Here is a 19,401-nt window from a genome sequence, read left to right as displayed (position 1 = left end):
TCATTTTCTTAACTTACGATAATCTAAATCTCCTCGCTCTAATGCGTGCATTAACATTTCAGCACTTGCCATATTCGTTGCAAGTGGAATCGCATATACATCACATAAACGAAGCAATGCATTCACATCCGGTTCATGCGGCTGTGCTGTTAATGGATCGCGGAAGAAAATCACCATATCTAAATCGTTCTTTGCAATCATTGCACCAATTTCTTGATCTCCACCAAGAGGGCCAGATTGATATCTTGTTACAACTAATCCAGTCGCTTCCATAATACGAAGCCCTGTCGTTCCTGTTGCAAATAATTCATGTTGTTCAAAAATTGGTTTATATGCGTATGCAAACGAAACCATATCATTTTTCTTTTTGTCATGTGCGATTAAGGCAATTTTCATCCGTTGTCTCCCCTTTAGTCGATAATATTTTCTAAACCGTACACAAGATGATCAAGGTTCATTACTGTCTCAATTGATAGTTTTACACCTGACATAAATGATGCACGATTGAATGAATCATGACGAACTGTTAACATTTGTCCATCTCCACCGAACATTACTTCTTGGTGTGCAATAAGCCCTGGCAAACGTACACTATGAATGTGAATACCGTCTACATTTGCACCACGTGCACCTGCTAGTTGCTCTACTTCTTTTGGATGACCTTGCTGCTTTGATTCACGATTTTGACGAATTAACTCTACCGTTTTTACAGCTGTACCAGATGGTGCGTCTAATTTTTGATCATGATGTAATTCAATTACCTCAACATCTTGGAAATATTTCGCTGCCATTTGTGAGAATTTCATCATAAGAACTGCACCAATTGCAAAGTTTGGAGCAATAATTGTTCCTACTGCTTTTTCTTTTGCATTCTCTGTTAAACGTGCCAATTCTTCTTCTGTAAATCCAGTTGTACCAATAACCGAACGAAGTCCACGCTCAACTGCAAGTGTAACGTGTTGTTTCCCCACTTCTGGTGTTGTTAAATCTAACAACACATCTGCTTCTACTTCATCTAAACAAGTATGTAAATCAGCGTAAATCGGTGCATGTAATGCTGGCATGCCAGGTAAATCAGAAATCTTCTCACCACCATGCTTATAATCCACTGCTGCTACTAAATTAAAATGTTCCGTTCTTTCCATAAGAAGAACTGCTTCATGTCCCATACGTCCTCTTGGTCCGGCGATAATTACTTTAATTTCTTTCATTATTCTTTCTCTCCCTCATCAATACGTGTCCAGCGATCTTTATCACGTGTATTAAATTTATTCATTACAATGTTATGTGCTGTCTCTAAATCAATATTTAAACTATTTGCCATACAAATCATAACAAATAATACATCTCCAAGCTCTTCTTCAATACTTCTTTCTTTTTCAGTTGTTTTCTTCGGTTTCTCACCATAATAATGATTTACCTCTCTTGCAAGCTCTCCCATTTCTTCCGTTAAACGAGCCATCATTGCAAGCGGACTGAAATAACCTTCTTTAAACTGACCAATATATGCATCTACTTCTTTCTGCATATCTTTCATCGTTTTTGCTTCCATACTATTCACCTCTAATCCTTCCTCTTTCATGTTAGCCAATTCATCGCGATTTGACAAATATTATTCCCCGCCAAACACCTATTTGCGACCCATTTTTGGATAGACTATAATAAAGTGAAACTTCTTTTGCGTTTTTTTGCAAAAGATTAGTTGAACTAATCGGGTTCCTACGGCTGGTTCGCCTTTCTTCAGAGCTTTATCTCCTACCAGCCGTTGGTACGGGGTAAAGTGAAACTTCTTTTGCGCTTTTTGCAAAAGATTAGTTGAACTAATCGAGTTCCTACGGCTGGTTTGCCCCTCTTCTTTGCTTCATCTCCTATCAGCCGTTAGAGCGGGATAAAGTGAAACCTTCTTTTGTGCTTTTCACAAAAGATCAGCCCACATCAATCAAGTTCTTACTATTTTCACTAGCAACTAGAAATTACTTATTATTATGTTTTACTGTTTCAGCGGAGCAATGCAATCATTACATAATTAGGGGGATTTCTATATGACATCAAAATTGAAGATGCGAAATATTATTTTTATTTTAATCGGTTCCGCTATATTTTCTTTCGGTATTGTCAATATCAATATTGAAAACCACCTTGCAGAGGGTGGGTTTACTGGTATTACACTATTATTGTATTTTTTATTTAAGTTTGATCCTTCCTACTCAAACTTAATTTTAAATATCCCTATATTTTTTATTGGTTGGAGGTTACTTGGCAGAACGACATTTTTATATACATTAATTGGCACCTTTAGCGTATCTTTATTTCTATGGATTTTCCAGCGTTACGAAGTACTCAACTTACATTTAAACTTGCAAAATGATATGACACTCGCAGCTTTATTCGCCGGGGCATTTATCGGTATCGGCCTTGGAATAATATTTAAATATGGCGGGACTACTGGCGGTGTAGATATTATCGCACGACTAGCTCACAAATATGTTGGCTGGAGTATGGGGAAAACAATGTTTATGTTTGATGCTGTCGTTATCGTAGTCTCTATTCTTACCTATTTATCATACCGCGAGGGCATGTATACGCTAGTTGCTGTTTTTATCGGTGCTAAAGTCATTGATTTTATGCAAGAAGGAGCTTATGCTGCCAAAGGAGCGACTATTATCTCAGAGAAAAACGATGAAATTGCTGCCAAAATTTTATCTGAAATGGAGCGCGGAGCAACCTTTTTAAAAGCTGTTGGATCGTATACAAAAGTGGAACGTAACGTATTGTATTGCGTTGTTGCTAAAAATGAAATCGTGAAATTAAAGAATATCATTACTTCTGTAGATCCTCATGCTTTTGTCGCTGTAAGTGATGTACATGATGTAGTTGGTGAAGGATTTACGTTAGATGAAAATAAAAACCCTTTACATAATTAAATGTAACTAGAAAAGCGCCTTAGCTTTTCTAGTTTTTTATTACAAGTCTTTTAAGCTTCTCAAAATCCTCATGAATAAGCTCCAATAAACTCCGATTATAAAAAATGGAAGCTGGATGAAAAGTCGGAAAAACATGATATTCTTTCTCTGACCATGTAAACTCTGCACTTTGCATATCCTTTAATTTTTGAATGGGCTGTTTTAATAATTGCCCGTGTACATCTGTGATTTTTTTATTTTTTCCTGTTAAACGTTGAAGACCGATATTTCCAAGCGTGACGATAAGCTTCGGATGTATTTTCTCTAATTCATAATCTAACAAAGGCGCATGGGCAACTATTTCTCCCCGATTTGGCGTTCTATTATACTTTTTTTGTATGATTTCACCATTTCTTTCTTTTTTCTCTCGCCATTTATAAGGTCTACTTCGAACAGCGCTCGTAATATATACTTCTTCCCTTGTAACATCAATACGCTCTAAAAAATCCATTAATTGTTTTCCCGCCCTCCCGCTAAACGGAATCCCATTATGAATTTCTGTTTCACCAGGCGCTTCTCCTAACAACATAAATTTGGGATTTTCAGGACCTTGTCCACTTAAAAAACCTTCTAGTTGATAAGGAGCACTGCGCTCTTGCACTTGTTTTACTAAATGATCTGGATATTTCATTTCCCCCCACCGCCTTTCCGCATTACTTCTATTATTTCTATTTGCAATACATTATATAATTCAATCCATACAACAAAAAAAGACTATCAAAATTGATAGTCTTTAGTCGTCGCTACGCTGCATACCAGTATACATTAATACGAGACGTAATAATTCAAATACCGCTACAGCTGCAGCTGCTACATATGTTAATGCTGCCGCATTTAATACTTTACGAGCTTGCCCATATTCATCTGTTGATACAATACCTAACGCTTCAATTTGTTGCATTGCGCGCTTTGACGCATCAAACTCAACTGGCAATGTAACGAGCTGGAACACAACACCTGCTGCCATTAAAATGATACCTAATAACAACAAACCAGACATTTGTGCAAATATACCGATTAGGACGAAAATCCAAGACATATTCGAACCAAAGTTTGCAACTGGCACTAACGAATGACGAACGCGCATAAATTTATAATCTTTTGCATCTTGAATTGCGTGTCCTACTTCGTGTGCTGCAACTGCTGTACCAGCAACTGAATGTCCATAATAGTTATCTGTTGATAATCGAACCGTCTTAGCGGTTGGATCATAATGGTCTGATAAATGACCTGGTGTTTCTTCTACAGCTACGTTGTATAATCCATTTTCATCTAAAATTTTTCGAGCCACTTCCGCTCCTGTCATACCTGATGTTGAATAAACTTGTGAATACTTGCTATAGGCACTACGTACTCTTGACTGTGCATACAACGGTATGATCATTATGATCGCGAAGTAAATTAAATAAAACATCATGAACCTCCATTGAAGTTTTAATTATAGTACTTCTCATTCTATTTTCTTCTGCCACTATTGTCAATGAATAAACCTTACAATCCATATCTTTATTTATTGCATTATCTATTTTTAGAATGTACATTACTTTTTCTTTTTTCTCTTTCTCCTTTATACTTTCTCCATCCAACATAAGTTAATGTGAAGAAAATAAGTCCCCCAGTAATTGTCATAAACCAAATGAGAGAGGGTGCAATTTCATCTTTTTTTACTGTGTGAAATATCTTTTGCAAATCCCCTTTAATAATCCCTAATTGCATTTGGCCGCCTTTCGTTTTTAACATAACGTTACGAAATTCATCTAAATAAGATAAATGAACATTTACACGCTGAACCTCGTTTTCTGGCAAAGCAATCATTAAGCTTGGATAAATAATATTGAATTCATTTAAAAACGTATTTAACGTTTGTTGAAACTGCCCAGCATCTTCTTTTTCCATCGCTTTTTCCATTTGAGAAAAGGCATCCATTACTTTCCTTTCTCTTTCCATCCAAAGTGGTTGATATTTCGATACTTGTGCATCAACAGCAAGTTGTAATGCCAGCACATTATCAATTTTAGCTTGCTTACCTAAACCTTCTTCAGAGAGCGATTGTTGCGCCTTATCGTAAGCTAAAGAAATAACTCTAACTTGATCTGGTGTTACTTCCTGCTTCTTTTCATTCCCCTTTATTAAAAATCGCTCCGAGAAATGTTGTAATACTTGTACCGCTTTTTCATCTTCATTACGCTTCACTAACTGTAACGAGTCGTCTAACAACCCTGTTAGCTCATTCCACTCTTCAGCATATATACGTAACGGAAACATTATAATTAGAAATGCTATCAATCCAATTAATGTTCTCTTCATCCCGGTCCCCCCTATAACTACTAGTACAAAATATGTTAATTTGGACAAGAATAGAACAGAACTAGACCGAAAAATATATTATCATTTTACAAAGAAAAAAATTCTCTTTAAGCAGAGAATTTTTTCTGTGACATCCTTTTCTTTTTTACGAAATATCGATATAAACTGTAACAAAGTATACTACCACCTAAAATGAATAATAAAATAGCACACGCAGCATGCATAAAGAACTCTTCTGGTAACATTAATATAATTGGATCTTTTTCAGGATCAAAAACCCAATAATCATTACTAAATAAAAGTTTATGGAATAATACAAAACTCTTTTCAAAATTAATAGCAATTGGTAACATAAGCGCTATCGGAAAAATGATTGTTAAAATCGATCCATGCAGTAAAAACTTTTCATTTTTCTTTTTTAATAAATAAATTCCGCCTATCACTGCAATCATAATTGTCGCATACATCACATATTGAATCTTTACTAAAATATTTTTAACATCTACAAAATGAATACGGCCATTTGTGGACATATCTAATGTTGGCAAATGTAATGCTCCGTCATAAAACGGGGATAAATATGTAATAAGCACATCGTAATTTCTTTTAATTTCATCCTTCGTCATATCCGCTAAATCAGGAATATTTAAAAAATCAATTTCAAAATAATACAGCCATTTTCCATAGACAACTGCCGTTGTTGCGAGTGCAAAAATAGAAAATGCTATGCTATATGAAACAACTAAAGTAATCAATCGATCCAATATTTTTGTACCACTCTTATTTTTCTCCATGTTCTCCCCCTAAATGTTCTAACCATCATAAAGAAAATTGTTTCCTTTGCTCACGTAAGCAACAATAATATGTAATACATAGTACAGCAATACTTAACCAAAACGTAAAATAACCAATTTCCTCTACAAACAAATGCATAATTCCATATCGCGGCATTTGCCAAAATAAATAATCAATTGCATCGTTATGCAACGTCCACACAGCTGCTACTATAAAATGCCATTTTTTTATACGATAGAATGGAGCATATAAAAATCCTTGCACTGCCATCGCGAAGTGCGAAAGCATTAACATGTAGCCCATAAGGCCAATAGGCCCTTTTACGTAAATCATAATCCCGTTTACAACAACAGCCCAAATACCATATTTTATTAAAGTTACAATCGCTAACGCTTCTATTAATCCCCAGTTTCTCTTTGCCAAAAAAGCAATTAAAACAAAGACAAAAAAGAGACTCGCCATAGGACTATCTGGTACAAACGGCCAAAATATAGGTGACGTTTCTTTCAATTGATTTCCGTACCATATAAATCCGTAAATTGTACCTAATATGTTAACAATTAATAAAAATAATAATACCGAGCGTTGTCTTAACATTGCATACAAGTACACCAATCCGTATGTCCAACACCTTTCAAGCAAAGTAATTCATTCATTAAATCCTACTCTATTATAACAAACTTCATCCAACTAAATAGAAAAGCTGACTACAAATTTTGTAGTCAGCTTTTTATTATTTTTTATTATACTTTGCAACGAATTCCGAAAGCTTCTTCAGTTCCTCATCCGTACCTTTAAATACACCTTTAGGCATTGAACCTTTTCCCTCTTTCGCAATTTTAGCAATTTCTTCTGGCTTTAAAGTTAAGTTTTGCAGTGCCGGTGCTGCTGCCCCGCCTTGTAAATTGTCACCATGACATGTTAAACAAGTATTTTTTTGCATTAATTTATAGCCATCATCATTTTTATCAACTGGCGCTGTTTTTACAATTGCTCCTTGTTTTTTTGCAGCTTCCCAGTCGTGGTGTGCTACAGATTCCCAAGTTAAAAAGATAATCGATGCAATTGCTAAAAGCATAAATCCAGTTGCCACAGGACGCTTCAATGGACGTCTTTCTGGACCTCGATCAAGAAATGGAGCTAACAGTAATGCTCCAAACGCAATCCCTGGCATAATAAATGCTCCAATTACAGTAAATGAACCGGAAGCATAAGAATACTTTAATAACTGATACAAGAATAAGAAATACCAATCTGGAAGTGGTATATATCCAGCATCTGTTGGGTCCGCCATTCTCTCAAGCGGCGACGGATGCGCCACTGTTAAACATAAATAACCGATTAAAAAAACTGCACCAACCATCCATTCTTTTAACAAGAAGTTCGGCCAAAATGCTTCTGTTTTCCCTGGGTATTCAGAATAGTCTTTTGGAATATTTGGTTTCCGAGCTACTGGTACCCGAGAGTCTCCTACAAACTTCATCCCTTTGCCGCGATGCATAATCTCCCTCCTTTAGTTCTTTCCCCTTTAATTTAGCAATCTCTTATAGTGGACCGGAAATACCTTGTTTGCGAATCATGATGAAGTGGAAGGCCATTAAACCTAGAAGTGCTGCTGGTAAGAAGAAGACGTGAATAGCAAAGAAGCGAGTTAATGTTTGAGCGCCAACAATTTCGGAATGACCAGCGAGTAATGTTTTAATATAAGGACCAATGAGCGGTGTTTGCTCTGCAATTTGAATCCCTACTTTTGTAGCAAATAAAGCTTTCATATCCCACGGCAATAAATATCCGGTAAAACCAAGACCTAACATAACAAAGAAAATAAGAACACCAACAATCCAATTTAACTCACGGGGCTTTTTATACGCACCTTGGAAGAAAACTCTGAGTGTATGTAAAAACATCATTACAATTACGAGACTAGCACCCCAGTGGTGCATACCACGAACAATTTGCCCATAAGCAACTTCATTTTGTAAATAGTAAACTGATTCCCAAGCATTTTTAATATCAGGCACATAATACATCGTCAAAAACATTCCAGATAAAATTTGAATTACAGTAACGAAAAAGGTAAGTCCTCCAAAGCAATAGACGAATGCAGAAAAGTGATGTGCCGGGTTTACATGTTCAGGTACTTCATGATCAGCGATATCACGCCATATTGGTGTAATATCCAATCTTTCATCCACCCAATCATAAATTTTATTTAACATCTACTTTGCACCCCCTCTTGGCTTCGCTTTTCCTAGATACAGCGTTCCATCTTTCACTTTAGACTCGTACACATCAAGCGGAGCAAGGGGTGGCGTACCTTTAATGTTAATCCCATCTTTTGTATAACGCCCCCCGTGACATGGGCAAAAGAATTGATTCGGATGTGCTTTGTCCGAATTCCAGTTAACTGTACATCCTAAATGTTTACATACTGGAGAGAACGCAACAATGTCTCCGCTTTCATCTTTATGAACCCAAGCCGATTTTGGTTCTTCAGACTTGTACCAACCATCAACCTGCTTCACTTTAAAATCGAAACGCTTCGGCTCTGTTGTAATATCCTTTACTTGCGCAACAGCAACCATATCTGTTCCCGCTTCTTTTCTTAACACCGGATCAAGCGCAAATCGCGTCATCGGCATTAAAATACCGGCAGCCATAAAGCCTCCTACCCCTGTGAGTGTGTAATTTAAAAATTGTCTTCTTGACACGCGATGTTCTTTGTCGCTCACGAAAATTTCCCCCCTCTATCAGAAATTGTCCCCTCGTGATAAATTATATAAAAAATAAAAACTAGGACACTATCATGATATAATACGCTCATGCACAGGTCAATATCATACTACTCATAATAATAAGAACTTTCTGTTTATTGCGAGTTTCCCCATTTCTCTTCCAACATCACCATTATATTTTTTATATGCGCATGAATAACTTCTCTTTTTGCTTGATCACTAAATTGTTCTAACGCTAATGAAGGAAACCAAAATAAATCTCCCTGTAACTCTTGCATATCCTCTTTCCATGAAAAATCACTTGTAACATAAGCAATATGCTTAAAACCTTCACTTCGTAAATGATTTGTCCATTCTTGCAAACGACCTTTTTCATTCTTTTGACTTTCTACCAAATACGTAAACGCAGGCAGTAAAAGCACTCTTCCTTTATACTCTCTTTCCAATTCCGTGCTCAACAATTCGATAAATTCACCTTGTTCTACAACCATTTTCATTTCTTTTGCTGCCGAAATTGATAACAGCGGTATTACTCCTGTATCAACATACTCTCTTGCTTGCTCAAACTGTTCTACATCTTTTACAATCCACTTCAAATCCCTTCCCTCCTTCACTTGCAAATGACAGAACTTTCACTTTATATATATTAAACCACACTAAAAGAGGTAAAAAAAGAAAAACTACCCAATATAGGTAGTTTTTCTTTATAAAAGTCTGAAATTTGTAAAAATTAATTAATCCAAATAAATTCTATAAAGTCTTTAACTCTGCCGTTAATCTATGAAACGCTTCCTTATCCTGCTTATCTAACGCTTCATCAATTTGTTTCAAAAGGCGTTCTCTCCTAAACGAAAATACACTTTCTTCCAAAAACCTTTCTGCAAGTAAACGATCTTTTTCATTTACTTCAATATGCTTTGGTAGATATGGGTTTTCTTCTAATACAGCTACATAATTCGCATTTTGAAACGATGATTTAAAGTTGAGTTGAATATAAATATCCTCATCTCGATTTAAACGAATATCATGAAACGATTTTTCAGCATCTGTTGTCATAACATTTTGTTTAAAAAAGTGAAACGGTGTGTCTTTCACACAATTCGCTGACATCACTAAGCCACGCGGACAATATTTTGCATGCTCTACGAAGTGGACTTTATGCATCAATTGGTCGTGACTCATTAAATAATTCAGAATCCATACACATTCACGCTGTTTCAGTTGGTAATTATTCAAAAACCATTTTACAAAATCCTTCTTCTCGTTTACAGAAACAGGGGTATTCATAGCAATTAAGTCCCTCCTCTGTCTTTCTCTTTTCTTTTTAGATTCAAGAAGCGGCATTCAGTTTCCTTCCAACTTATGAAAAATCCTCTAAATTATATAACAATTCTTCAATATGAATTTGTGTCGGGTCTAGTTGTAATAACTGGGTAAATACTTCTTTCGCCTCTTTTCGTTTTCCTTCTTCCAATAAGAAATAACCGTACTCTTCTAAGAAGTCTGGATGATTCTTAAAAGAAGTATATGCACTTTCATAGTGTTTTAATGCATCCGAATACATTTCTAATTGTTTTTTTGCATACGCAAGATCCCAAAGTAGTTGTGTATCTGGTTCTCCACTATCAATAGCACGCTCTACAATTGCAATTAACTCTTCGTACTTTTCTTGTTCTTTTAAGATATATGCATATTTTAATGTTGCACCTAAATGCCCTGGATCTAACTCAAGCGCTTTTTGAAGAACTTCCTCTGCTTCTACTATTTTCCCTAATTTCGCCGCAATGTTCGCTAACTCTACATAAAATGGAACTGAAAGCTCATCTACTTTAATTCCTTCATGAAGCGTTTCATAGCTTTCTTGAAGCATTCCTTCTTTTTCATAGCTTTTCGCTAAATACATGTACAGTGATGCGTACTCAGGGTCTAATTCTTTTAGTTCTTGCCAAGCACCAATTGCTCTCTGATATTCTTCACCTTGGTATAATGTAAAGGCATATCCAAATAATGAGTGAATATCTTTTTGTTCCTCTAGGCCTGCTTCATAATAAGAAATCGCTTCTTCCCAGTTTCCGATCGCGCTTAACGTTTCTGCGAGGCGAAGTGCGATCACAACACCACCCATTACTTTATGTTCCGCTAATAGCGATTCATAATAAGTAATTGCCTTTTGTTCTTCACCTTTACTACTATATAATTCTGCTAACCCAAACGTAATAACAGGTTCATCAGGCATCATTTCTTTCGCCTTTAATAGTTTTTGCTCTGCTACATCATCAAAACCTTGCATTTGGAATAAATCTGCAACAAGTAATAACGATTGAACATATAAATCGTCATTTTCTGGAATATCATGAAGCACTTCAATCGCTTCATCTTCTTTATCTAGATCAATATATAATTCTGCTAAAAATACAGTGAATTCACTTTCTTCTGGATACAGTAAACGTAAGTCTTCAGTAATTGCTAATGCCTCATCTGTAAATCCAAGCGTATGATAGTAACGAGCGATATCATACTTCTCTTCATCATTCGCAATTTTTAATTGTTCTTTTAATAATTGTAATCCTTTTTCCGCTTCACCATTTTCAATATATGAAACAGCTTGTTCAAACTTTTGCATAAACGTCTCCTTTAATTCTAAAAAATATTCTCTTCTGTTCATTTATCATAAGCAACTCACTGTTAGAACGCAACCTTTAGAATGAGCATACTTCTTCTTATACTTCTTCTTACAGAGTAGTTAATTGTTCAAAAGGTTCGGATATGACACCGATACCTTACCATCATCTTCTATTGTACCGCTTTCTTTTATGACCGTGCAAATAACTTCTCTCACTAATTATCGAGCCATACAAACCGTGGTTTACAGAATAACTTAATTAGCAGTCTTCAACCTTTATTTTGAATGCGATAAAAAAGGCTCCTATACTAGGAGCCTTCACAATCTCTTAAGAATATGTTTCTTCTTTCTGTACTTGCTCATTTACAAGCTCTTTCAGCAACTCTATAATTTCATCATTTTCTTCCTTCAAACCGACAGTAATACGAATACCATCATCGATACCAAATGCAGCACCAGAACGAACGATATATCCTTTTTTCATTAATCGTTCGAAAGCTTCATTACCCGGTATACCAAGTTTTAAGAAAATGAAATTTGTTTGAGATGGATAATAGAATACGTTATATTCTTTACAAAATGCATAATACTGATTTAAACCTTCAGCATTCTTTTGCACACAATCTTGTAAAAAGGCTTGATCTTCTAATGCAGCGAGTGCTACAGATTGGGCTACAGTTGATGTATTGAATGGTAACCTAGCTACTTCTAGCTGTCCGATTAACTTCGCATCCCCAATCGCATATCCGATACGAAAAGCAGCTAAACCATATGCTTTTGAAAACGTGCGTAAAACCATAAGATTTTCATACTTTTCAAGAAGTGGTAATGTTTGCGGATAGTCTTCTGCTTCCGCGTATTCATAATATGCTTCGTCCATAATAACGAGAGCCGACTTAGGAACTGATTCTAAAAATGAAAGTAATTTTTGTTTCTCAACATATGTACCTGTTGGATTATTCGGATTACAAATCCATACAATTTTCGTTTTCTCATCTACTTGCTCTAGCATTGCATCTAAATCGTGAATACCATCTTTAAGTGATACTTCACGAACTTCTGCTCCTTCAATAACAGCATGGTGATGATATTGTGAAAACGTAGGATTCGCCATTACAACGTTTGTTCCTTCATGTAATAACGCTCGGCTAATCATTTGAATGACTTCATCTAATCCACTACCAAATAGTAGTTGTTCTGCTTTTACACCTAAATGTTTCGCTACTTTTGTCCGAAGTTCAAAGGCATATCCATCTGGATAAAGGGCATATTGGCTCGCTAAAGAAGTTAATGCTTCTGTCACACGTGCTGAACAACCGAATGGATTTTCGTTGGATGCTAATTTCACAATTTTTGATAAACCATATTCTCTTTTTACTTCTTCAATGTTTTTCCCAGGCACATACGCTCTCAAAGTTAACAATTGCTCTTTCACTCTCATTTTTCTTCCCCCAGTCATTTCATTCAATTTGATTACAATACGGTTATAGCCCCTTACTGTAATCTTTTGTCATAACCGTCACTATTACGAGAATACCTCTAAATGAGCACTTCACAGCACTTCGCTATCATTTTAAACCATATCTTTTTGAAATGCCTCTAACGCAATATGAACAGTCTCATCTGAAATAGATACGACATTCACTACCCCATATTCCTGCATAAGCACCATATGAATTGCTCCTGCATTTGCTTTCTTATCTTGTTTCATCAATTGAACGAGGCGCTCTACATTCAAATCTCTTGGCATTTTTGGATAGCCGTATTTCAAGAACCACTGCTTCATATCTTCATAAGCAAGATCAACCTTGTACACTTGCTCACTTAAAAATATGGCGAATAACATTCCAACCGCTACACCGTCACCGTGAGTAATATTTCCATACCCTAGCTCTTTTTCAAGAGCATGTCCTAACGTATGTCCAAAGTTCAAATGAGCACGTACACCCTTCTCTGTTTCATCTTGTGACACAACATTTGCCTTTACAGGAATCGCCTTCGTTAATATATGGATTAACTTCTCATCATGAAGATCCGCTAATGTTTGCACTTCTTCTTTTAACCAATGGTATAGCTCCACATCACCGATAAGAGCATGCTTTATCACCTCTGCATAACCTGAACGCCACTCTTTTTCAGGAAGAGACTGTAAAAACGGTGTATGATATACAACTGCTTCTGGCTGATGGAATGCACCAATCATATTTTTACCTAACGGATGGTTAATCGCTACTTTCCCACCCACTGCGCTATCGTGCGCTAATAAAGTTGTCGGAACCTGCACAAAGCGAATACCACGCATAAACGATGCAGCAACAAAACCAGCTAAATCTCCAATCATTCCGCCTCCAAGTGCAAGAATTAAAGAATTTCTATCTAATTTATTTTCAAGAGCTGACGTATGAGCCGCATAGAAATTTTCGAAAGACTTCTCTTTTTCGCCACTTGGTACAACAAACGAAAACACGTGCTGCTCTACTTGTAATGCATCGATAACTGTCTGTAAATGTAGTGATGCAACAGCTTCATCTGAAATGATCATTACGTTAGATACCGCTGGCTGCATATTTTGAACGATCGTTGTTAAGTTTGACAACGCTTCTTTACCAACATGTACATCATATTCTTTTGATTTCGTTTGAATATGTATGTTTCCCATTAAAATCCCCTCGCATATTCATTATGTTTCTCAATATTTTCACGAATTAGTTCCATACGATCTAATCCGAATTGTTCTATTAAAGCTGTCGCTAATTCCCAAGCCACAACCGCTTCTGCAACGACACTAGCTGCTGGCACTGCACAACTATCTGAACGTTCAATACTCGCTGTAAAAGGCTCTTTCGTATCAATATCTACACTTTGAAGAGGTTTATAAAGTGTAGGTATCGGTTTCATCACACCGCGCACAACAATTGGCATTCCAGTCGTCATACCGCCTTCTAGTCCACCTGCATTATTTGTTCTTCGTGTATATCCATGCTCCTCATCCCACAGAATTTCATCATGAACTTCACTTCCTGGTCTATGCGCTGCTTCAAAACCAATTCCAATCTCGACACCTTTAAAAGCATTAATACTCATAATTGCAGCTACTAATTTCGCATCCAGTTTTCGATCATAATGCACGTAGCTACCTACTCCAATTGGCATCCCTTCCACAATTACTTCAACGATTCCACCAATTGAATCACCATTTGCTTTCGCATCATCAATCGCTTTCATCATTTGGTTACCAGCTTCTTCATCTAAGCAACGTACAGGAGATGCTTCTGTAATACTCTTTAATTCTTCAATTGAACTATACGTAATCTCCTTAGCTTGTACACCGCCAATTTCAATTACATGGCCCGCCACTTTAATACCAAGTTCTGCTAACACCTTTTTAGCAACCGCACCAGCAGCAACACGCACCGTCGTTTCGCGCGCTGACGAACGTTCCAGTACATTCCTCATATCTCTATGACCATATTTAATCGCACCATTTAAATCAGCATGCCCAGGCCTTGGTTTTGTCACTTTCCTTTTCATCTCTTTTTCTTCTTGCTCAGTTAAAGGCTCCGCCCCCATAATTTTTGTCCAGTGTGCAAAATCACGATTTTCAACAACAAGTGCAATAGGGGAACCTAATGTTTCTCCATGTCTAACACCACTTAAAATTTGCACTTGATCCGTTTCAATTTGCATGCGTCTACCGCGCCCATATCCCTTTTGCCTTCTAGCTAACTCTTCGTTTATATCATCTGCTACTAAAGACAATCCTGCCGGAACACCTTCTATAATCGTTGTAAGTTGTGGACCATGAGATTCACCAGCTGTAATATATCGCATACGTTATTCCTCTTTTCGTATATGTATTTATCTCACTATATTAACTTTTATCATTCTAAAAATATTAAAGAAATTATATCATAAATCGACCATTTTCTTATTCTATATTTCCGATAGGCCTAATTTAAATATCAACATATCATAACAGCTCAAACTTCGTAACTAACTGAAAATAAAAAAAGTGCAAGAAGAATACCCCTATTCTCCTTGCACTTTTTACTATTATCACAGTGATTAAAGCGTTTACAAATTATTTCAAAATAATTAGTAAATCCATTCATTCATTAATTTTGAGTAGTCAACTAATTCTTCTTCTTTAAAGAAAATAGCAATCTCGCGCTCTGCGCTTTCTAAAGAATCAGAACCATGGATAATGTTTTTCGCAACAGTTACACCGAAATCTCCACGAATTGTTCCAGGAGCTGCTTCATGTGGTCTTGTTTTCCCCATCATGTTACGCGCTGTATCTACTACACCTTCACCTTGCCATACCATTGCGAACACAGGTCCAGATGTAATAAAGTCTACTAACTCACCAAAGAAAGGTTTTTCCTTATGCTCAGCGTAGTGTTGTCCAGCAATTTCCGGAGTGACTTGCATTAATTTTGCACCAACTAATTGAAAGCCTTTTTTCTCAAAACGAGCTACAATTTCCCCAATGAAGGCACGTTGTACACCGTCTGGTTTTACCATTAGAAATGTTTTTTCCATAAAAAATCTCTCCACTTCTGAATTATGTATGTAATTGTATATCCCCACACACATATTATCACCCTTATCACAATTGTGCAATAGTTTTGAAATAGAGAGATTATTTTATTTTTTAGAATAAACATTAAAATTTTCGTTTTCCAATATACTTTGCAACATTTTGTAATGCGTACTTTGCTTTTCCACGTGGAAGTGGTTTTATTATTTCTAAAGCTTTATGTAAATAACGTTCACTAAACGCAAATGCTTGATCAATTGCTGTACTATTTTTTACAGCATCAATAATTTCTTGCATTTCACTTGCTGTTGAATTTTCATGTACAGATGTGATTTTCTGACGAAGTACTGGATCTTCCATCGCATATAAAGCAGGAAGTGTAATATTCCCTTGTAGTAAATCTCCGCCAGCAGGCTTTCCAAGTTTCTCTTCTGTGGAAACGAAGTCTAAAATGTCATCAATAATTTGATAAGACATCCCTACAAAATACCCATACCAAAATAGACGATTTACCGTATCACGATTAGCACCAGCAGCAATCGCTCCCAATTGACAACTCGCGGCAATTAACAATGCTGTTTTTCGCTTTATTCTTCTTAAATACGTTCTTAAATTTTGGTCATAATTGTATTTATCTTTAATTTGTTCAATTTCACCTTTACAGACTTCTAAAATAGTATGTGATAACGCTTGATGCGCCTCTGGAATTTCGATATTTGTTATACATTCAAGAGACTTAGCGAACAGATAGTCCCCTGTATACATCGCAATACGATCTCCCCATTTCGCATTCACAGTCGCACTGCCGCGTCGTAAAAATGCAGCATCAATAACATCATCGTGAACAAGAGAAGCCATATGAATAAGTTCTAACGCAACAGCAACATGCTTAATCGCATCTAACTTATAATCTCCAAATTTCCCTGCAAGCAACACAAATACAGGACGAATTCGTTTCCCACCAGCTTCAATAAGCTGTAATGCTGCCTCTTCTACTAATGGCTGTTCAGAAGCAACTGTCTTTTTTAATTCTTTTTCTATCACATTAATATCCGATCGTAAAAAAGAGTACATAAGTTGTAACTTCATATTGTTCACCTTAACCTAAAACTTCTTTTTTCTATTTTGATTCTGGTTTAATACCTAAATGCATCGCTGCTACCCCAAAAGTAAATGGTTTCACTTGCACACGTTCAAGTCCAGCTTGCTCAAACATTTGAGCCAATTCTTTCATCCCTGGGAACGTACTAGCAGATTCTTGAAGCCATGAATATTCTTTATAACTTTTCGCAAACATCTTTCCAAATAACGGCATGATATATTTAAAGTATAAAATATACCCTTGTCGAAAACCAATCATTGTTGGTTGAGATGTTTCTAAACAGATTACTTTTCCACCTGGTTTTACTACACGTGTCATTTCTTTTAATACGTGCATATAATCCGGTACGTTACGTAAACCAAACCCAATCGTCACATAATCAAACGTGTTATCTTCAAACGGAAGTTCCATTGCATTCCCATGTAGAAGTTCTACTTGTTTTAATTGTAACGCCTCTACCTTTTGCTTACCGACAGATAACATATTTTCACTGAAATCTAAGCCAACAACCTTTCCTTGTTCACCTACAGCTCCAGCTAGCGCAATTGTCCAATCTGCGGTTCCACAGCATACATCAAGCGCTTGACTACCTGGTTGTACATCCATAATTCGCATCGTTTCTTTACGCCACGCTTTATGTCTTTGAAAACTAATTACAGAATTCATCACATCGTATTTATCAGAAATCTTTTCAAATACGTCATGTACTCTTTCTTCTTTTGATTGTTGCATGCTCGTACCTTCTTCCAATGTAAAATTGCTTATGTCTTCTATTTATTCCTTAACACAGAATTTATTTCATTTATGTCTGTGTGATTTTCTAAAAATTGTTTTTCTTTCTTTCTCAATTCCTTCATCCAACCAATAATCACTACTTCTGCTTTATCCCCTAAAGCATCTTGCATAGCTTGAAAAACAGGTGAATGTTGCTTATCAGCATACAATTGAATTTCTTTTTGAAGGCGATTTCCACCTAATACGTATGTGATAAATGGCTTCCAATGTGATAAATGAAAATGATCACATGTTTTTTGAAGGAGCGCAGACTCAATCGTTACTACGCTTTTCATTATGTCATCCGTCGTTTCATGCGCTTTTTGGTATAACATAATTTTGTGTTCATTTATCTCTTTAATTCCTTCAGCAAGTGCACGAATTAAAACAATATCACGATTCATAGACAATAAATAATAATATAGTCCACTATAGTAATCGCCTGCAAGTACTGTTAATTGACGACATTTATGGAATTCAATCTCTTCCTCGCCTGCTTTATTTGATACCCTTTCATGCGTATCAAGCGCAATTTGTACAAGCATAATTGTTACTACGTAATGCTCAATTTGTTCTATATGTAAGTTTGCACTCTTTAAAGCACCATATAACAATGCTATCTTTTCTTCATCAATAAATGGTTCTTCAATATAGTTTATAAAGTAAGGATGGCGTAATTTCTCCATCAATTTTTCTTTTATACCCGCATACCCTCCGTAGATGTCACACACAAAAAATCACCCTTGTTTTCTAATTCATAAAACTTATTATAACACATACACTCTATTTTCTATAACCAAAACTTGGCTACACCTGCCATTCATGTAAGCAATCTTTCTAATCTCACTCTGTCTAGTTAAAACTATATCATTTATTTACTAAAAAAAAAAAGAAAAGCAGTTTCCCGCTTTTCTTTACTTCGTTTTAATAAACGATAAAATTTCACTGCGCGCTGCAGCATCATTTTCAAGCACACCACGCACTGCTGTCGTTACTGTTTTCGCACCTGGTTTTTTTACACCACGCATCGTCATACACATATGTTCTGCTTCTACTACTACCATTACACCATGAGGCTCTAGTACTTCCATAATAGAGTTCGCTACTGTTGATGTAATACGTTCTTGCAGTTGTGGGCGACGTGCAATTGTATCTACGGTACGAGCTAATTTACTTAACCCTGTCACCTTTCCACCTTGCGGAATATATGCAACGTGAGCAACTCCATAGAATGGAACTAAATGATGCTCACACATCGAATAAAATGGTATATCTTTTACTAGTACAAGCTCTTCGTGATCTTCTCCGAATACTTTATGCAAATGCTCTTTCGGATCTTCATGCATACCTGAGAACACTTCTGCGTACATTTTTGCAACACGCTTTGGTGTATCAAGTACTCCCTCACGATTTGGGTCATCCCCAATCGCCTCTAAAATAAGGCGTACTGCATGTTCAATTTGTTCTAAATTAACTTTTGCCATCCGCTAGCCCTCCCGAAAACCTAAAAGTGATACGAACACATTCTAGCATATTTATGTTTTTAAAAGCAAAAAGAAGAG

23 protein-coding genes are annotated in these 19,401 nt (G+C 36.2%); 1 reads left to right on the top strand and 22 read right to left on the bottom strand.

Annotated elements, in window-relative coordinates:
• Genes mgsA through BHV55_RS08065 form a run of 3 tightly spaced genes read right to left on the bottom strand, consistent with a single transcriptional unit; the run spans nt 1 to nt 1,552 of the window.
• Nucleotides 1–396, bottom strand: a complete 396-nt coding sequence (gene mgsA / locus BHV55_RS08075; RefSeq protein WP_000684765.1) for a methylglyoxal synthase — start codon at nt 394–396, stop codon at nt 1–3.
• Between the two features lie 14 nt (nt 397–410).
• Nucleotides 411–1,211 carry a dihydrodipicolinate reductase gene (gene dapB, locus BHV55_RS08070; RefSeq protein WP_000658809.1) on the bottom strand — a complete coding sequence of 267 codons (801 nt, stop codon included), beginning with the start codon at nt 1,209–1,211 and terminating at the stop codon, nt 411–413.
• The gene (locus BHV55_RS08065) at nt 1,211–1,552 is read right to left on the bottom strand and encodes a nucleotide pyrophosphohydrolase (RefSeq protein ID WP_002108639.1); all 342 of its coding nucleotides are present in this window, start codon (nt 1,550–1,552) and stop codon (nt 1,211–1,213) included. Before BHV55_RS08065 ends, dapB begins: the two co-directional genes overlap by 1 nt.
• Nucleotides 1,553–2,042: 490 nt before the next feature.
• On the opposite strand from BHV55_RS08065, the gene BHV55_RS08060 reads away from it, so the two are divergent.
• Complete coding sequence (locus BHV55_RS08060) at nt 2,043–2,924, top strand: YitT family protein (protein WP_000202121.1); 882 nt, start codon at nt 2,043–2,045, stop codon at nt 2,922–2,924.
• Nucleotides 2,925–2,952: 28 nt separating this feature from the next.
• Here BHV55_RS08060 and BHV55_RS08055 read toward each other — a convergent pair whose 3' ends face one another.
• The 19 genes from BHV55_RS08055 to folE form a co-directional block, all read right to left on the bottom strand.
• A complete protein-coding gene (locus BHV55_RS08055) occupies nt 2,953–3,594 on the bottom strand; it encodes a uracil-DNA glycosylase (RefSeq protein ID WP_070757133.1) in 642 nt (213 codons plus the stop codon).
• A gap of 102 nt (nt 3,595–3,696) precedes the next feature.
• Nucleotides 3,697–4,380: a zinc metallopeptidase gene (locus BHV55_RS08050; RefSeq protein WP_058839490.1), complete on the bottom strand. Its 684-nt coding sequence runs from the start codon at nt 4,378–4,380 to the stop codon at nt 3,697–3,699.
• 101 nt (nt 4,381–4,481) lie between these two features.
• A complete protein-coding gene (gene ypjB / locus BHV55_RS08045; protein ID WP_070757134.1) occupies nt 4,482–5,270 on the bottom strand; it encodes a sporulation protein YpjB in 789 nt (262 codons plus the stop codon).
• Nucleotides 5,271–5,377: 107 nt separating this feature from the next.
• Nucleotides 5,378–6,064 carry a lipoprotein intramolecular transacylase Lit gene (lit, locus tag BHV55_RS08040; protein ID WP_000414377.1) on the bottom strand — a complete coding sequence of 229 codons (687 nt, stop codon included), beginning with the start codon at nt 6,062–6,064 and terminating at the stop codon, nt 5,378–5,380.
• A gap of 25 nt (nt 6,065–6,089) precedes the next feature.
• Nucleotides 6,090–6,680, bottom strand: a complete 591-nt coding sequence (lhaT, locus tag BHV55_RS08035) for a lipoprotein heptaprenylglyceryl N-acetyltransferase LhaT (protein ID WP_025967075.1) — start codon at nt 6,678–6,680, stop codon at nt 6,090–6,092.
• Nucleotides 6,681–6,798: 118 nt separating this feature from the next.
• A complete protein-coding gene (gene qcrC / locus BHV55_RS08030; RefSeq protein WP_000554603.1) occupies nt 6,799–7,566 on the bottom strand; it encodes a menaquinol-cytochrome c reductase cytochrome b/c subunit in 768 nt (255 codons plus the stop codon).
• A gap of 43 nt (nt 7,567–7,609) precedes the next feature.
• The gene (gene qcrB / locus BHV55_RS08025; protein WP_000932700.1) at nt 7,610–8,284 is read right to left on the bottom strand and encodes a menaquinol-cytochrome c reductase cytochrome b subunit; all 675 of its coding nucleotides are present in this window, start codon (nt 8,282–8,284) and stop codon (nt 7,610–7,612) included.
• Nucleotides 8,285–8,797, bottom strand: coding sequence for a menaquinol-cytochrome c reductase iron-sulfur subunit (gene qcrA / locus BHV55_RS08020; RefSeq protein ID WP_001280593.1), 513 nt, complete (start codon nt 8,795–8,797; stop codon nt 8,285–8,287). It lies immediately after the preceding gene.
• Between the two features lie 137 nt (nt 8,798–8,934).
• Nucleotides 8,935–9,396, bottom strand: a complete 462-nt coding sequence (locus BHV55_RS08015) for a YpiF family protein (RefSeq protein ID WP_000871314.1) — start codon at nt 9,394–9,396, stop codon at nt 8,935–8,937.
• A 154-nt stretch (nt 9,397–9,550) separates the two neighbouring features.
• Nucleotides 9,551–10,087, bottom strand: a complete 537-nt coding sequence (locus BHV55_RS08010; protein ID WP_001095925.1) for a ReoY family proteolytic degradation factor — start codon at nt 10,085–10,087, stop codon at nt 9,551–9,553.
• Between the two features lie 73 nt (nt 10,088–10,160).
• Nucleotides 10,161–11,423: a tetratricopeptide repeat protein gene (locus BHV55_RS08005; RefSeq protein WP_001168671.1), complete on the bottom strand. Its 1,263-nt coding sequence runs from the start codon at nt 11,421–11,423 to the stop codon at nt 10,161–10,163.
• 328 nt (nt 11,424–11,751) lie between these two features.
• Nucleotides 11,752–12,864 (bottom strand): histidinol-phosphate transaminase, encoded by a 1,113-nt coding sequence (hisC, locus tag BHV55_RS08000; RefSeq protein WP_025967073.1) that lies wholly within the window; start codon nt 12,862–12,864, stop codon nt 11,752–11,754.
• Between the two features lie 132 nt (nt 12,865–12,996).
• The gene (gene aroB, locus BHV55_RS07995) at nt 12,997–14,082 is read right to left on the bottom strand and encodes a 3-dehydroquinate synthase (RefSeq protein ID WP_000526812.1); all 1,086 of its coding nucleotides are present in this window, start codon (nt 14,080–14,082) and stop codon (nt 12,997–12,999) included.
• The gene (gene aroC / locus BHV55_RS07990; RefSeq protein WP_070757135.1) at nt 14,082–15,254 is read right to left on the bottom strand and encodes a chorismate synthase; all 1,173 of its coding nucleotides are present in this window, start codon (nt 15,252–15,254) and stop codon (nt 14,082–14,084) included. Before aroC ends, aroB begins: the two co-directional genes overlap by 1 nt.
• 264 nt (nt 15,255–15,518) lie before the next feature.
• Nucleotides 15,519–15,965: a nucleoside-diphosphate kinase gene (gene ndk / locus BHV55_RS07985; protein WP_000415883.1), complete on the bottom strand. Its 447-nt coding sequence runs from the start codon at nt 15,963–15,965 to the stop codon at nt 15,519–15,521.
• A 124-nt stretch (nt 15,966–16,089) separates the two neighbouring features.
• The gene (hepT, locus tag BHV55_RS07980; RefSeq protein WP_000776077.1) at nt 16,090–17,052 is read right to left on the bottom strand and encodes a heptaprenyl diphosphate synthase component II; all 963 of its coding nucleotides are present in this window, start codon (nt 17,050–17,052) and stop codon (nt 16,090–16,092) included.
• Between the two features lie 31 nt (nt 17,053–17,083).
• Entirely contained in the window at nt 17,084–17,797 is a 714-nt protein-coding gene (menG, locus tag BHV55_RS07975; RefSeq protein ID WP_001187674.1) for a 2-heptaprenyl-1,4-naphthoquinone methyltransferase, read from the bottom strand.
• A 38-nt stretch (nt 17,798–17,835) separates the two neighbouring features.
• On the bottom strand, nt 17,836–18,570 hold the full coding sequence (locus tag BHV55_RS07970; protein ID WP_000332851.1) for a heptaprenyl diphosphate synthase component 1: 735 nt from the start codon (nt 18,568–18,570) through the stop codon (nt 17,836–17,838).
• 183 nt (nt 18,571–18,753) lie between these two features.
• Nucleotides 18,754–19,323 (bottom strand): GTP cyclohydrolase I FolE, encoded by a 570-nt coding sequence (folE, locus tag BHV55_RS07965; RefSeq protein ID WP_001151482.1) that lies wholly within the window; start codon nt 19,321–19,323, stop codon nt 18,754–18,756.
• Between the last annotated feature and the right edge of the window lie 78 nt (nt 19,324–19,401).

It is taken from the genome of Bacillus sp. RZ2MS9 (assembly GCF_001816185.2).
GTDB classification, from domain to species: Bacteria; Bacillota; Bacilli; order Bacillales; family Bacillaceae_G; genus Bacillus_A; species Bacillus_A cereus.
This window is presented reverse-complemented; position numbering and strand designations above follow the sequence as displayed.